This is a genomic window from Nocardia sp. NPDC059154 (assembly GCF_042755705.1).
In the GTDB taxonomy this organism is placed as follows: Bacteria; Actinomycetota; Actinomycetes; order Mycobacteriales; family Mycobacteriaceae; genus Nocardia.
Genome location: NZ_JBHZCS010000214.1, coordinates 1 through 1,128, shown reverse-complemented (window position 1 = coordinate 1,128; position 1,128 = coordinate 1). Strand labels below are relative to the sequence as shown.

The following is a 1,128-nucleotide window of genomic DNA, read 5'->3' as shown; positions in this document are numbered from 1 at the left end:
CGCTGGTGGCTCCCATCGTCGCTGCCGCGCTGGGCGTGCGGGTCGATTCGGCCCGGCCGGTCCACGACACTCTGGTCGAGTTTCTGCGATCCCGTGAAACCCTGCTCGTCGTGGACAATTGCGAGCAGGTTACCGAGTCCATGGCAAGCCTGGCCGTGACGTTGTTGTCGGAGTGTGCGGGATTGCGGATCCTGGTCACCAGCCGCGAGCCGCTGGATATCGGCGGCGAAGCGGTGCGGCGGCTGTCGCCGCTGAGCGTTCCTGCCGCCGGCCGTGAGCCGACGCTGCGAGAGCTGCGCAAATACGATGCGGTGATGCTGTTCGCCGATCGCGCCGCGGCGGTCGTGCCCGGATTCGCGCTGACCGAGGAGAACAAGGCCGCGGTGGTCGGGATCTGTTCCCGGCTGGACGGGTTGCCACTGGCGATCGAACTCGCGGCGGCTCGGATGCGCACCATGTCGCCGGACCAGATTCTGCAGCGGCTCACCGACCGGTTCGCGCTGCTCACCCGGGGCCACCGCACCGCGCCGACACGACAGCAGGCCCTGCGGTATTGCATCGACTGGAGCTATCAGCTGTGCACCCCGGCCGAGCAGCGGCTGTGGGCCCGGTTGTCGGTGTTCGCCGGTGGTTTCGAACTCGACGCCGTCGAGGCGGTGTGCGGTGCCGATGCCGAGGCGGCAGAGCTGCTCGATGTGCTGTCCTGGCTGGTGGACAAATCGATTGTGATCAGGGAAGAACCCGAGGGCGCGGTCCGCTTCCGGATGCTCGACACCGTGCGGGCCTACGGGCAGGACAAGCTGCGGGAGGCCGGCGCGGACGAGGATCTGCAGCGTCGGCACCGGGACTGGTACCGACAGCTGGTGCTCGATGCCGAGGCCGACTTGATCAGCGACCGGCAACTCGACTGGATGGCCCGGCTCGACCGCGAGCAGGCGAACATCCGTGCGGTGCTCGAATTCTGCATGTCCGACCAGACCGAGCAGTCAGCCGAAGCGGGGCTGCGCATCACCGCCGCGTCCTTCGTGTTCTGGAGTTTCCGTGGCTTGTTCGGTGAAGGCCGCCGCTGGCTCGACCGCGCCCTGGCCCATCCCTGCGCACGTTCGACAACCGACCAGGTCCGGGCGT

Annotated in this window: 1 protein-coding gene; it reads left to right on the top strand. The window is 68.1% G+C overall.

Translation table 11 applies throughout. The annotated features are described in order from the left end of the window. On the top strand, nt 1–1,128 hold a 1,128-nt coding region (locus ACFXN1_RS51890), incomplete at both ends, for an ATP-binding protein (protein ID WP_379464201.1).